The sequence below is a fragment of the Rodentibacter mrazii genome (assembly GCF_001998825.1).
Lineage (GTDB): Bacteria > Pseudomonadota > Gammaproteobacteria > Enterobacterales > Pasteurellaceae > Rodentibacter > Rodentibacter mrazii.
In genome coordinates this window covers 17,256-31,650 of record NZ_MLHG01000012.1, presented here as the reverse complement: position 1 = coordinate 31,650, position 14,395 = coordinate 17,256, and the positions used below count along the sequence as shown (strand labels likewise).

Below are 14,395 nucleotides of genomic sequence, written 5' to 3'. Positions count from 1 at the left end.
CTGTCAATGGAAAAAAGTTGTAATATTCCAAATATCAGATCAAGATCACATTTTTAAACTAGATAAGAGCAATAATTAAACAAATTTGGTTTATAAAACACAAAAAACACCCTGATTTACTCAGGATAGTAACCTTCATCTTCAAAAGTAGGATTTTCCGCCCCTTTTTTTGCCAACACATCACAAATTTCATTTTCACGATGCCCTACATGCCCCTTTACCCATTTCCATTCGATTTTGTGACGTTGAATGGCATCGTCTAGCATTAACCATAAATCTTGGTTTTTTACCGGCTTACTGTTGCTGGTTTTCCAATTATTTTTTTTCCAATTTGTAATCCACCGGGTGATACCGTTTTTCATATATTGGCTATCACTATAAAGAGTAACACGGCACGGTTCTTTCAAGGTATTGAGCGCCTCAATTACTGCACGTAATTCCATGCGGTTATTTGTGGTATTGAAATAGCCTTTAGAAAGTTGTTTTTCATGCTCTTTATAGCGTAATAGAATACCAATTCCCCCCGTACCGGGATTGCCGAGGCAAGAGCCATCGGTAAAAATTTCAATCTGTTTTTGCATAACAAAATCGTTGTTGTGTAAAATAGCGGTCATTCTAAAGGAAAGAAATAGGTTGAACAAATGATTAATCCAAATCGCCAGATTGTGTTGGATACGGAAACAACGGGGATGAACCAACTTGGTGCACATTATGAAGGACATGGCATTATTGAAATTGGTGCAGTGGAATTAGTGAATCGACGTTATACGGGCAATAATTTCCACATTTATATTAATCCAAACCGACCGGTTGATCCGGAGGCAATTAAAGTTCACGGCATTACTGATGAAATGCTTGCCGATAAACCGGAATTTAAAACGGTAGCCCAAGAATTTTTAGATTACATTAAAGGCGCAGAGCTTTTAATTCACAATGCGCCCTTTGATGTGGGCTTTATGGATTATGAATTTAGTAAACTCGGATTGGCTGTAAAAACAACGGATATTTGTGTGGTAACAGATACCTTGCAAATGGCACGCCAAATGTATCCGGGTAAACGCAATAGTTTGGATGCTTTGTGTGACCGATTAGGAATTGATAACAGCAAACGAACATTGCACGGTGCGTTATTGGATGCGGAAATTTTAGCTGACGTTTATCTTTCCATGACAGGCGGACAAACCAGCCTGTTTGATGAAGGGGAAGAAGAAATCAATATGATGGCTACAATGGAGAGAAATGCTTCTGAATCAATGGAAAGTGCGGTTACTTTTTCTAATAATTTAAAGCGTTTACAACCAAATGAAGAAGAATTGCAAGCCCATTTGGAATTATTGAAAGTGATCAATAAAAAAAGTAATGGAAATTGCCTATGGGATTTACATACAAATAATGAATCCGTGCATTAAATGAACGAACAAGTGTGAAATTAAAAAAAAAAGATTGACGAGATAAGGGCGGATCATTATGATACGCAGCACTTAGCGGAGTGGTAGTTCAGCTGGTTAGAATACCTGCCTGTCACGCAGGGGGTCGCGGGTTCGAGTCCCGTCCATTCCGCCAAATTTTATTTACTCCTTATTGATGTGTTTACGAAAGTGAACAATAAAAAGATTAAGCTGCGGAGTGGTAGTTCAGCTGGTTAGAATACCTGCCTGTCACGCAGGGGGTCGCGGGTTCGAGTCCCGTCCATTCCGCCAATTTTTTCGAGAATAAAAATTGCACCTTTGAGGTGCATTTTTTATGACTTAAATTTATATCGTCCTTGACAAGATTTTCATAAACTTTTAAGATTTGAAGCACTAGGGAGCGGCGAACTCCCTAGTATGTCGTTATTATCAATAAACAGGCAAGCTTATCAATAATAGTAGTACGACAAGGATAATGATTTTAATCATACACTTATCCTCTTCAAACGTTGCGAAAAAGCGCAACCCTCTCTTTCAAGACCTAACCTTGAAAGCGAGATTATTATAACGAAAGTTATGAATAAATAAACAGTGTTTGGAAAGCCACGATTTTTGTTCGTGGCTTTTTATTTGCTTATTTTCAAATGAGTTTTTACCAATGCCCCAACTTCCGCTATAATGCCCTCCATTTTTGAAAAGATAAGAGATTTTTTATGGCAACTCCTGTTGTGGCCCTAGTCGGGCGTCCAAATGTAGGAAAATCAACGCTGTTTAACCGCCTAACACGTACTCGTGATGCGTTGGTGGCGGATTTTCCCGGTTTAACGCGTGATAGAAAATATGGTCATGCAAATATTGCTGGGCGTGAATTTATTGTAATAGATACCGGTGGTATTGACGGTACAGAGGAAGGCGTAGAAGAAAAAATGGCAGAGCAATCGTTGCTTGCCATTGAAGAAGCGGACATTGTGCTTTTTCTCGTCGATGCCCGTGCCGGTTTAACCTCGGCGGATATTGGTATCGCAAATTACCTACGTCAACGCCAAAATAAAATCACCGTATTAGTGGCGAACAAAACCGATGGCATTGATGCGGATTCTCACTGTGCCGAGTTTTATCAACTAGGTTTAGGCGAAATTGAGCAAATCGCAGCCTCTCAAGGACGTGGTGTGACTCAATTAATGGAACAAGTCCTTGCACCTTTTGCAGAACAAATGGAAAACGGTGAGAAAACTGACCGCACTTCTGATGAGGAACAAGACGAGTGGGAGCAAGAGTTTGATTTTGATTCGGAAGAAGATACGGCATTACTTGATGAGAGTTTGGAAGAGGAAATCGATGACGCACAAGATAAACATATCAAAATTGCGATTGTCGGTCGTCCTAATGTTGGCAAATCCACGTTAACCAACCGTATTTTAGGCGAAGATCGGGTGGTGGTTTATGATATGCCAGGAACTACACGGGATAGCGTTTATATTCAAATGGAACGTGATGGACAGCACTATACATTGATTGATACTGCAGGGGTGCGTAAGCGGGGAAAAGTGCATCTTGCGGTGGAAAAATTCTCTGTGATAAAAACCCTACAAGCCATTCAAGATGCGAATGTGGTGTTGCTTACCATTGATGCACGTGAAAATATTTCAGACCAAGATTTGTCTTTGCTTGGTTTCATTTTGAATGCGGGTCGTTCCCTTGTCATTGTGGTGAACAAATGGGATGGATTGGATCCAGAAATCAAAGATCGTGTGAAATCGGAACTTGACCGCCGTTTAGATTTTATTGATTTTGCTCGTGTGCATTTTATTTCTGCGTTACACGGCAGTGGTGTAGGTAATTTGTTTGATTCCATTAGAGAAGCCTACGCTTGCGCTACACAGAAAATGACGACCTCAATGCTTACCCGCATTTTGCAAATGGCGACAGATGAACATCAACCGCCAATGATCGGGGGGCGTCGTATTAAATTAAAATATGCCCATCCGGGCGGTTATAACCCGCCGATTATCGTAGTACATGGTAATCAAATGGAAAAATTACCGGATTCCTATAAGCGTTATTTATCAAATTATTATCGTAAAAGTTTGAAAATTATCGGCTCGCCGATTCGTCTGATTTTCCAAGAGGGCGACAACCCGTTTGTCGGACGTAAAAATAAACTAACGCCAAATCAGTTGCGCAAACGCAAACGCTTGATGAAATTTATTAAGAAAGCGAAAAGATGATGTGGAAAAAGTGCGGTTAAATTTGACCGCACTTTTTTTGTTTCTAAAGATCCAATGTTTCTTTCACAAAAGGAATCGTGAGATTACGTTGTGCCTGTAATGAGGCTTTGTCGAGTTTTTCTAAGGCTTGTAATAGCGTGTGGGTATCACGGTTTAAGCGTTTTAGTAGAAAATGTGCGGTTTCAGCGGGTAATTCAATGCCACGTTGATGAGCATTTTTTTGTAACACTTCTAATTTTTGCTCATCTGTTAGAGGAGAAAGTTGGTAAATTTCACCCCATTTTAAACGTGAGGCTAAATCGGGTAATTGCACATTTAATGCGGAAGGAGAGAGGGAGGCACTCACAAGCAAGAGTGTTTGCCCGCTTGCTTTGATTCGATTAAATAAATCAAAAAGAGCGATTTCCCACTCAGGATCACCCATGACGGAATCCAGATCATCTAAGCAGACTAGCGATTGTTGTTCCAGATTTTCCAGTACAGCAGGGGAGAAATAACGGGATTTGTTCAGTGGCACATAAATTGCAGCACGTTGTTCATTTAAATATTGGTTGCTGAGGGCGCGAAGTAAATGGCTTTTTCCGCAGCCAGCCATTCCCCAAATATAGAAAAATTGCTGTTGAATCTGCTGTGAATTTTTGCGTAAAGAATCAAGCAACAACAAATTGTTGTCACCATAAAAATTCTCAAGTGTATAATCATCAATTTGATGAATAGGCAAAGGTAACTGCTGATTCAAAATGATATAGAGTTCTTGATTAAGAAAGAAAAGGGCTATTTCAGCCCTTAATTTTTTGATTATTCTACTTCATTTTTTGCTTTTGGCAAAACTAAGTTCAGGATGATTGCCACGATGGCACACAAGCTGATTCCTTTTAATGAAACGGCATCACCGACATTCACAAACATATTACCGATACCAAAGGTCATCACCACAGAAATAATGCAAAGGTTGCGAGGTTCTGTAACATCGACTTTACCTTTGATTAAGGTACTCATTCCTACTACGGCGATAGAACCAAAGACAAGCATCATAATACCGCCCATTACGATAGTCGGAATGGTAGAAAGGAATGCCCCCACTTTTCCACAGAAAGAAATGGCGATAGCCCATACCGCCGCCCAAGTCATAATATTCGGATTAAAGTTACGGGTTAGCATTACGGCACCGGTTACTTCTGCGTAAGTGGTATTTGGTGGGCCGCCGACTAATGAAGCGGCAGCAGTGGCGACGCCATCACCTAATAAAGTGCGGTGTAATCCCGGTTTTTTTAGGAAATCTTTTCCGGTTACGGAGCTGATCGCCATAATGCCCCCGACGTGTTCCACCGCAGGTGCAATGGCAATCGGCAACATATAGAGAATCGCTTCGAGGTTAAATTCCGGTTTAGTAAGTTTCGGTAGTTCAAACCAAGGTGCGTCGATTACCGGCTGAAAATTAATTAAACCGAGGAAAAGGCAAAGAATATAGCCTGCTGTGATCCCAAACATAATTGGGATTAATTTCATCAAACCTTTTGCAAAAACTGCAACGGAAAGGGTCACGATTAAAGTGATCATAGAAACGAGCACGGCATCGTTATAAGCATAGACACTGTCTTTGCCTAGTGCCATATTGACGGCAACGGGAGCAAGCCCCATCCCTATAATGATGATTACCGGACCGACCACAACCGGTGGGAAAATACGTTCTAAGGCTTGGCTTCCACGAATTTTAACCAGTGCGGAAAGCGCAAAATAGACCAATCCGGCACAAGCTAACCCTCCCATTGTAGTTGGAATGCCCCAAGTTTGTACGCCATATTGAATGGGGGCGATAAAAGCGAAAGAGGAAGCAAGAAAAATAGGCACTTGTTTGCCGGTACAAAACTGGAATAATAGCGTGCCTACGCCGGCGGTAAGTAGGGCGGTGTTAGAATCTAAACCGGTGATAAGCGGCACAAGTACCAATGCGCCAAAGGCGACGAAAAGCATTTGTAAGCCGACAAAGGATTGTTTTGCTATACTCTGTACTTCTTCCGGTTGAGTAGAAGTGGTTTGATTTTGATTAGTCATTTTAGTTTCAACTCTCTGTTTGAATTAACTTTAAAGTGCGGTCAGCTTTTGAACTGTTTTCCGCCCGAAAAAAGACGGCTTGAAAGCCGTCTCAGTGTTTTAGAACAGGGGATTATTTTGTTCCAAAAATTTTGTCACCCGCATCACCCAAACCCGGAATGATATAACCGTGTTCATTTAAATGATCATCGACAGAGGCGCAGTAGAGCTCAATATCCGGGTGTGCTGCTTCTAACGCTTTAATTCCTTCAGGGGCTGCAACAAGCACTAATACTTTAATGTGTTTACAGCCTTTCGCTTTTAATAAATCAAGGGTTGCAATCATTGAACCGCCGGTTGCCAACATAGGATCCACCACAATGGCAAGACGTTCTTCCAAATCGCTCGCTAATTTTTGGAAATAAGGTACAGGCTCAAGGGTTTCTTCATTACGGTAAATCCCCACTACGCTGATACGTGCACTTGGGATGTGTTCCAATACGCCATCCATCATGCCGAGACCGGCACGCAAAATGGGTACGACGGTCACTTTTTTACCTTTAATGCGATCAATTTCAACGGGGCCGTTCCAACCGTCAATAATCACTTTTTCTGTTTCTAAATCTGCAGTGGCCTCATAGGTTAATAAACTGCCGATTTCTGTTGCCAGTTCACGGAATTTTTTTGTATCGATTTCTGCTTCGCGCATGACACCTAATTTGTGTTTTACTAGCGGATGCTTAACTTCGACAAGTTTCATGATTTTACCCCTTAGCTGCAAATGAATAGATTAATGTGAGTGATAAAAAATTAAATCGCACGATTCTAAATCAGAAAATAGAAAAACTCTAGCGGTTTATTTATAAAAAATTCGGTATCAAGTTTATGTTTCCGTCGTTTGAAACAGGATTTTGGGGAAATTTTTTAAGAAAAATTAGGCGATAGAAAATTAAATTTTGACAGAGATCACTAATTTAAATAAAAGTCATTGTATTTATTCTAAGCAAGACTAGAATGGAACTAAGTTGTTATTTGTTGTGTGTTTGGTCGTATGGAATTAGAACTGCTTCAAAAAACTGCCCAAGAGTTGGGAATTGCCCCCGCGCATTATGATATTGATGGGCGACTTATTTATGCCGACCCAAAAACATTATCGCATTTTGTTGAATTGCTTAAGCCGGTTGAAAATAAATGCCGTAGAGAAGAATTTGATGATGTTTTGGCTTGTTTTGAAAATGAACCTATTCATTATGATGTTGAACGGATTGCTCTTACGGAACCGATAATATCCCTTGAGTTGCTTGATGAAAATAGCATTTCAATAACACAAAAAATTACTCAAAATTCTACCGTACTTTCTTTGCCTCCGCTTTCTTTTGGTTACTATCAATTACTACTTTCAACAAAATCTCACTGCTATTCAATTCGGCTACTGGTTTCTCCAAAGCGCGCTTTTCAACCGCCGGTATTAAAACACAAAAAAATTTGGGGAATCAATGTTCAGATTTATAGTTTACGCTCTCAGAGTAACTGGGGGATTGGCGACTTTGGCGATTTGGCTTATTTGATTGAACAAAGTGCTAAACAAGGGGCTGATTATGTGGGAATTAATCCATTGCATCTGTCCTATCCTGCCGTACCTGAATGGGCAAACCCTTATAGCTCTTCTTCTCGCCGTTGGTTGAATTTTCTCTATTTAAATATTCCGAATTTACCGGAATTTAAACGTTGTAAATCATTACAAAGTTGGTTCAAATCTGAAGCGACCCAAACTCAAATTCTCACTTTACATAACTCTGAGACAGTGAATTACAGTGAAGTTTATCAGTTAAAACTGACCGCACTTGAACAGCTTTTTGCTTTCTTTAATCGGAGTAAATCTGTTGAAATTATCAAACGCCGTCAACTATTTGAACAATATGTAAAATCCAAAGGCGAAGCATTGCAGTTGCAAGGACTGTTTAATGTTTTAGATGCGCAGGAACATGCCGATCATCAAGCGAAAGAAAATACCATCGGTTGGCTTGGTTGGCGTAAAGAATGTCAACATTTAGGTGCGACAAAACGTAGAACATTACTCAAAACTTATCATAAGCAAATAGGATTTTTTGCATGGTTGCAATGGTTAATGGAGCAACAACTTGCTGAATTGCAAAAACTTTGTAAAAAATGTGGTATGCAGTTAGGTATTTATGGTGATCTGGCTGTAAACAGTTCACGTGGTAGTGTCGATGTGTGGAGCGATCCTGAATTGTATTGTGTCAATATTTCTATTGGTGCTCCGCCGGATCCCCTTGGACCAGTAGGACAAAATTGGAATTTACCACCTTATAATCCAAGTGTATTAAAAGCCCGTGGTTTTGCACCTTTTATTGAGATGTTGCAAGCTAATATGCAATATTTTGGCGTATTACGTATCGATCATGTGATGGGCTTGTTCCGTTTGTGGTGGATTCCTGAAGGAAAAACGGCGCAAGAAGGAGCGTATGTTCATTATCCTTTTGATGAATTAATGGCGATTCTTGCCATTGAAAGTGTTCGTCATCAATGTTTGATTATCGGTGAAGATCTTGGCACTGTGCCGGATGAAGTGCGGTCTAAATTAAACGAACTTCAGATCTTTTCTTATTTTGTACTATATTTTGCCCAACGTGATATGCAGTTTCCACATTGTTCCGCTTATCCGAAAAATGCTTACGCCGCGATTGGCACACATGATGTGCCGTCATTGCAAAGTTTTTGGCACTGTCGCGATCTGGAATTATTTGACCAGCTCAACATTTTAAGGGGCGAAGCGCTAAAACAAAAATATGATCAACGGATGATTGACAAACAAGCGTTGATTAACAGCCTACGTCGAGATCATTATTTACCACCGAATTATGAAGGCGATGCCCTTTCTATGGCGATGCACGATAATTTAAATTTTGTTATTCATCGGTATTTAGCTGAAAGCGAAAGTAAATTAATTGGTGTTCAACTGGAAAATTTATTAAGTCAAGAAGTGGTGTTTAACTTACCGGGCACTTTGGATGAATATCCGAATTGGCGTAAAAAACTCGCGCAACCCTTAGAATTTATTTTTAATAATGAATCATTACAAATTTTCTTTGCAATGCTGAATGAAGCCCGCAAAGTGTAAGGAGTTAGCTATGACAATGGTCATTACCCATTCTATTATTGATAGTTTTTTTGACGCAACCAATAGCGATCCCTTTGCAACCTTAGGTATGCACGAAACAGAGCAAGGCATTGAGGTTCGTGTTTTATTGCCTGATGCGGATCGGGTGATTGTTATAGATCGGGAATCGGGAGAGTCCGTTGCCGAATTAAATTGTTTAGACGAACGTGGTTTTTTTACCGGTGTGATCCCAAATTGCCATCAATTTTTTGCTTATCAATTACAGGTTTTTTGGGGTAATGAAGCGCAGATTATTGAAGATCCTTACCGTTTTCACCTCATGATTGATGATTTAGAACATTGGCTGCTTTCTGAAGGCTCAATGTTACGTCCTTATGAAGTTTTAGGGGCGCATTTTATGGAATGCGATGGCGTGAGCGGGGTGAATTTTCGTTTGTGGGCACCGAATGCAAAACGGGTTTCCATTGTGGGCGATTTCAACTATTGGGACGGTCGTCGCCATCCAATGCGATTTCATTCAAAAAGTGGTGTGTGGGAATTATTCCTCCCGAAAGTCAGTTTTGGACAACTCTATAAATTTGAACTCATTGATTGCCATGGTAATTTCCGTTTGAAAGCAGATCCTTACGGTTTTAGTTCTCAGCTTCGTCCGGATACGGCCTCTCAAGTGAGTGCGTTACCGAATGTGGTAGAAATGACCGAAACCCGCCGTAAAGCAAATCAAGTTAATCAGCCGATTTCGATTTATGAAGTGCATTTGGGATCATGGAGACGTAATCTTGAGAATAATTTTTGGCTTGATTATGACCAAATTGCTGATGAACTTATTCCCTATGTGAAAGATATGGGTTTTACTCATATTGAGTTTTTACCACTTTCTGAATTTCCTTATGATGGTTCTTGGGGATATCAACCTCTTGGGCTTTATTCACCAACCAGCCGTTTCGGCACAGCAGACGCTTTTCGACGTTTGGTGAAACGGGCTCATGAAGCCGGTATTAATGTGATTTTAGATTGGGTACCGGGACATTTCCCGAGTGATACTCATGGATTAGTGGCTTTTGATGGTACGGCACTGTATGAACATGCTGATCCGCGTGAAGGTTATCATCAAGATTGGAACACCTTGATTTATAATTATGGGCGTAACGAAGTACGCAATTTTCTTTCCAGTAATGCCCTTTATTGGCTGGAACGTTTCGGCTTGGACGGTATTCGTGTGGACGCAGTGGCATCAATGATTTATCGGGATTATAGTCGTCCAGAGGGAGAATGGGTTCCTAATCAGTATGGTGGGCGTGAAAATCTCGAAGCGATCGAATTTTTAAAACATACCAATTGGAAAATCCATAATGAAATGGAAGGCGCGATTTCTATTGCGGAGGAATCGACCGCATTTACCGGAGTAACTCATCCTAGTGAGAATGGTGGTTTAGGCTTTAATTTCAAATGGAATATGGGTTGGATGAATGACACGCTTTCTTATATGAAACTCGATCCGATTTATCGCCAATATCATCATAATAAAATGACCTTTGGTATGGTTTATCAATACAGTGAAAATTTTGTGTTGCCGCTTTCCCATGACGAAGTGGTGCATGGAAAATGTTCTTTACTTGACAAAATGCCGGGTGATACATGGCAAAAATTTGCTAACTTACGTGCTTATTATGGTTATATGTGGGGATATCCGGGCAAAAAATTGCTCTTTATGGGGAATGAATTTGCACAAGGCAGAGAGTGGAATTACGAAGAAAGTTTAGATTGGTTCTTACTTGATGAAAACATTGGCGGTGGTTGGCATAAAGGTGTGCTGAAATTGGTGAAAGATTTAAACCATATTTATCGGCAAAATCGACCGCTCTTTGAACTTGATCATTCTCCGGAAGGCTTTGATTGGCTGGTTGTGAATGATGCCGAAAATTCTGTTTTTGCTTTTGAACGCCGAAGCAGTCAGGGTGAACGGATTATTGTCATCAGCAATTTTACTCCCGTCCCCCGCCATAATTACCGTATTGGTGTGAATGGGGCAGGTAAATATGAAGAAATTTTGAATACCGATTCAATGTATTATCAGGGTTCTAACGTAGGCAATTTTGGTTGTGTCCAAAGTGAAGCGCTCGAAAGTCATGAAAGAGGAAATTCAATCTCGGTTTCTATTCCGCCATTAGCAACGATTTATTTGAAATATTTGGGATAGTTTATTTTTGTCTTCGCCGATTAGGTTGGCGGGAATTATTTAGGAATTGATGATAAGGCGATGTTCAAAGTTTTTGATTTAGGCGTTCCGGCCCCGTTTGGTTATTCGAAAAAAGTCGAAAATGGCGTGGAATTGACTAATTTTAGTTTGTTTTCGGCGGCTGCAAGTCAGGTGGAACTCTGTTTATTTGAGGGCGAAACTGAAACCCGTTTCACGATGGCTTGTACCGATAATATTTGGCATTTGGCGGTTATCGGTGTACGGAACGGCACACAATATGGTTTTCGGATTCACGGGCCACATTCAAACCCGCAAAAATTAATGCTCGATCCTTATGTCAAAGCGGTCAGTCATAAGCCTGATTTAAGTTGTGCAGAAAAATGGCAGTGGTTCTTGCTCAGTGATCATCGTGACAACGCTCATATTGCTCCAAGAGCGGTCATTGTTGATGAGGATTTTGATTGGAACGGAGATCAAAAACCTCATATTCCTTGGGCTGAAACCATCGTATATGAACTGCACGTTAAAGGTTTTAGCCGATTAAACGAAAAAATCCCAGCAACTTTACGAGGCACTTATGCCGGTTTGGCACACCCGATTAATCTTGCGTATTTGAAAGAATTAGGTGTGACGACGATAGAATTATTACCTGTCAATTTCCATCTAAATGAACCGCACTTACAGGCACGTGGTTTGCAAAATTATTGGGGATATAACCCTATTGCTATGTTTGCAGTTGAGCCAAAATATGCGGCAACGGGCGATCCGCTCAGCGAATTTAAGTCAATGGTGAAAGCCTTTCACCAAGCAAACATTGAAGTAATTTTAGACGTCGTATTTAACCACTCAGCGGAATCGGAACAACATTTCCCTACATTTTGTCAGCGTGGGATCGATGATCAAACCTACTATTGGCGGAACGATAACGGACATTACATCAACTGGACGGGGTGCGGCAATATGCTTAATTTGTCCTCTGATGTAGGACGGAAATGGGTGGTCGATTGCTTGTGTTATTGGGTGGAAGAATGTCATGTTGATGGCTTTCGCTTTGATCTGGCAACTGTGCTTGGACGGGATAAACCTGATTTTAATTCTTCAGCCCAACTTTTTGTTGATATAGCTAATGCCCCGAGTTTACAAAATATTAAATTGATCGCAGAGCCTTGGGACATCGGGCATTACGGTTATCAAGTAGGCAATTTCCCTGATTATTTTGCCGAATGGAATGATCGTTTCCGTGATGATATTTGCCGTTTTTGGTTGTGGAAAAGTGGTGAAATCGGCGCATTTGCCGAACGTTTTGCCGGATCGAGCGATTTATTTAAAAGAGATGGTTGTTTGCCGCATCGTTCCCTTAATTTTATCACTGCTCATGATGGTTTCACATTGCATGATTTAGTGAGTTATAACCACAAGCATAATGAAGCGAACGGCGAAGAAAATTGGGACGGACGCAACGAAAATTACAGCTATAACCACGGTGTAGAGGGAACGACGGAATTTTTAGACGAACCGAAAAAAAGTACAGTAGAAAATGACCGCACTTTTGCGCAGATTGCCTTATTGACAAGTTTACTGCTTGCCAATGGAACACCAATGTTGTTGGCAGGCGATGAGTTTGGAAATACGCAGTACGGTAATAATAATGCTTATTGCCAAGATAACAAAATTGCTTGGTTGAAATGGGAAAACTTTAATAAAAATTTATTTGAAATCACGAAGCAAACCATTGCACTTCGTAAGCAAATTCGCAGTTTGCAACAGGATGCTTGGTGGTCAAATGATAATGTCAACTGGTTGAATGTATGGGGAAAGCCTATGCAGCAAGAAGATTGGCATAACCTTGGAGTTAAAGCGTTACAAATTTTATTGGACGATAAATGGCTCCTTTTAATTAATGCGAAAGCAGAATCTCAGACTTTCATATTGCCTAATTGTGCTGTAAGCCAATGGAAAGCCTTTGTGGAAACAACAAACTTAACATTTATCCAGTCACAGGAAGTAACGGTAAGCAGTATGGCATTTTGTTTGTTGTATAGAATAAATAATTAAAGACAAACGGAGTTTACAATGAAAAGCCCTGATAAAAATGCTCTTGTAAAAGATACTTTGGTTCTTATTTTAGCCGGTGGACGCGGGTCACGTCTTCATGAACTCACAGATAAACGAGCGAAACCTGCGCTCTATTTTGGCGGTAACCGTCGTATCATTGATTTTGCCCTGTCAAATTGTATTAATTCCGGCTTAAATCGTATTGGTGTTGTGACCCAATACGCGGCCCATTCTTTACTACGCCATTTACAAACCGGTTGGTCATTCTTGCCGCAAGAACGAGGCGAATTTGTTGATATGCTTCCGGCCCGTCAACAAATTGATGATACCACCTGGTATCGCGGTACGGCAGATGCGGTTTATCAAAATATGGCGATTATTCGTGATCATTATCGTCCAAAATATATTTTAATTTTGGCTGGTGATCATATTTATAAGCAAGATTATAGTGTGATGTTGATGGATCATGTAACAAGTGGAGCAAAATGTACCGTAGGCTGTATTGAAGTTCCACGTTCAGAAGCGCATGAATTCGGTGTAATGGCAGTAAATGAAAACTTAAAAGTGAAAGCATTTGTTGAAAAACCGAAAGATCCGCCTGCGATGGTGGGCAAACCCGATATATCTCTTGCTTCAATGGGAATTTATGTCTTTGATGCGGATTATCTTTATAAAATGCTTGAGTGTGAAGTACATAAGCCACAAACCAGCCATGATTTCGGTAAAGATGTACTACCAAGATGTTTAACGGAAGAAACGCTTTATGCTCACCCGTTCAGCCGTTCTTGCATGGGACGTAATACAGAAGGGGAAATTTACTGGCGAGATGTGGGGACATTGGATAGCTTTTGGCAATCCAACATTGACTTAGTATCGGAAAAACCACAGTTGGATATTTATGATCAAAGTTGGCCGATTCGCGGTAATCCAGTACAAGCATATCCGTCTAAATTCTTCTATAAAAATGCTAATATTCGTCCGGTGGATAATTCTTTGATTGGTGGCGGTTGTGTGATTACAGATGCTTCCATTAATTATTCTGTTCTTTTTGATCGTATCAAAATTGAAGAAGGTTCTCATATTGATCATTGTGTCATCTTACCGGAAGTAGAAATCGGTAAAAATTGTTCTTTGAAAAATTGTATTGTTGACCGCAATTGTAAAATCCCTGATGGTATGCGAATCGGTTTTGATATCGAAGAAGATAGAAAACATTTCCGCATAAGCTCTACGGGCAAAGTGATTCTGGTTACTCATACTATGCTACAAAAATTGAAGGGAGAGGAAGTCGCTTCGGAAGCGCATTTAGATTAATAAACTGAAAAGT

Annotated in this window: 10 protein-coding genes and 2 tRNA genes; 8 read left to right on the top strand and 4 right to left on the bottom strand. The window is 40.4% G+C overall.

Going from position 1 to position 14,395, the window contains the following annotated elements:
* Window positions 1-116: 116 nt before the first annotated feature.
* Entirely contained in the window at window positions 117-581 is a 465-nt protein-coding gene (rnhA, locus tag BKK47_RS01480) for a ribonuclease HI (protein ID WP_077493223.1), read from the bottom strand.
* 60 nt (window positions 582-641) lie between these two features.
* Here rnhA and dnaQ point away from each other — a divergent pair, with 60 nt between their 5' ends.
* The 4 genes from dnaQ (at window position 642) to der (ending at window position 3,637) form a co-directional block, all read left to right on the top strand.
* The gene (dnaQ, locus tag BKK47_RS01475; protein WP_077493160.1) at window positions 642-1,409 is read left to right on the top strand and encodes a DNA polymerase III subunit epsilon; all 768 of its coding nucleotides are present in this window, start codon (window positions 642-644) and stop codon (window positions 1,407-1,409) included.
* 77 nt (window positions 1,410-1,486) lie between these two features.
* Window positions 1,487-1,563, top strand: a tRNA-Asp gene (locus tag BKK47_RS01470).
* A gap of 60 nt (window positions 1,564-1,623) precedes the next feature.
* Window positions 1,624-1,700: transfer RNA gene (locus BKK47_RS01465), tRNA-Asp, on the top strand.
* Between the two features lie 422 nt (window positions 1,701-2,122).
* Window positions 2,123-3,637, top strand: a complete 1,515-nt coding sequence (gene der / locus BKK47_RS01460; protein ID WP_077493159.1) for a ribosome biogenesis GTPase Der — start codon at window positions 2,123-2,125, stop codon at window positions 3,635-3,637.
* Between the two features lie 43 nt (window positions 3,638-3,680).
* Here der and hda read toward each other — a convergent pair whose 3' ends face one another.
* The 3 genes from hda to upp form a co-directional block, all read right to left on the bottom strand.
* Window positions 3,681-4,376, bottom strand: a complete 696-nt coding sequence (hda, locus tag BKK47_RS01455) for a DnaA regulatory inactivator Hda (protein WP_077493158.1) — start codon at window positions 4,374-4,376, stop codon at window positions 3,681-3,683.
* A gap of 59 nt (window positions 4,377-4,435) precedes the next feature.
* Window positions 4,436-5,692, bottom strand: coding sequence for a nucleobase:cation symporter-2 family protein (locus BKK47_RS01450; RefSeq protein WP_077493157.1), 1,257 nt, complete (start codon window positions 5,690-5,692; stop codon window positions 4,436-4,438).
* Window positions 5,693-5,804: 112 nt separating this feature from the next.
* Window positions 5,805-6,431: a uracil phosphoribosyltransferase gene (gene upp / locus BKK47_RS01445; protein WP_018357133.1), complete on the bottom strand. Its 627-nt coding sequence runs from the start codon at window positions 6,429-6,431 to the stop codon at window positions 5,805-5,807.
* A 291-nt stretch (window positions 6,432-6,722) separates the two neighbouring features.
* Here upp and malQ point away from each other — a divergent pair, with 291 nt between their 5' ends.
* Genes malQ through glgC form a run of 4 tightly spaced genes read left to right on the top strand, consistent with a single transcriptional unit; the run spans window position 6,723 to window position 14,382 of the window.
* A complete protein-coding gene (gene malQ, locus BKK47_RS01440) occupies window positions 6,723-8,813 on the top strand; it encodes a 4-alpha-glucanotransferase (RefSeq protein WP_077493156.1) in 2,091 nt (696 codons plus the stop codon).
* Between the two features lie 10 nt (window positions 8,814-8,823).
* A complete protein-coding gene (gene glgB / locus BKK47_RS01435; RefSeq protein WP_077493155.1) occupies window positions 8,824-11,013 on the top strand; it encodes a 1,4-alpha-glucan branching protein GlgB in 2,190 nt (729 codons plus the stop codon).
* Between the two features lie 60 nt (window positions 11,014-11,073).
* Window positions 11,074-13,068, top strand: a complete 1,995-nt coding sequence (gene glgX, locus BKK47_RS01430) for a glycogen debranching protein GlgX (protein WP_077493154.1) — start codon at window positions 11,074-11,076, stop codon at window positions 13,066-13,068.
* Window positions 13,069-13,086: 18 nt separating this feature from the next.
* Complete coding sequence (gene glgC, locus BKK47_RS01425) at window positions 13,087-14,382, top strand: glucose-1-phosphate adenylyltransferase (protein WP_077493153.1); 1,296 nt, start codon at window positions 13,087-13,089, stop codon at window positions 14,380-14,382.
* Window positions 14,383-14,395 lie beyond the last annotated feature (13 nt).